This is a genomic window from Kineococcus sp. AC630 (assembly GCF_979255925.1).
Genome location: NZ_CEEDMJ010000185.1, coordinates 1 through 230, shown reverse-complemented (window position 1 = coordinate 230; position 230 = coordinate 1). Strand labels below are relative to the sequence as shown.

The 230-nt window shown below is 75.7% G+C and carries 1 protein-coding gene; it reads left to right on the top strand.

The window, feature by feature from the left end; all coding sequences use genetic code 11:
- A partial coding sequence (locus AC0I8G_RS26360; RefSeq protein ID WP_471732559.1) for an alpha-amylase family glycosyl hydrolase occupies window positions 1-230 on the top strand: 230 nt, incomplete at both ends.

Sequence of the window (230 nt, the reverse complement as noted above, 5' to 3'; positions counted from 1 at the left end):
CCCCCGTCTACCCCTCCCCGCAGCAGGACGCGGGGTACGACGGCGCCGACTACCGCGGCATCGAGGCGAGGTTCGGGACCCTCGACGACGTCGGACGGCTGTCGGAGCGCGCCCACGACCTCGGCCTGCGCGTGGTGATGGACCTCGTCCCGAACCACCCCTCCGCCGACCACGTCTGGTTCCGGGCCGCCCTGGCCGCCGGGCCGGGTTCGCCCGAACGGGCGCGCTAC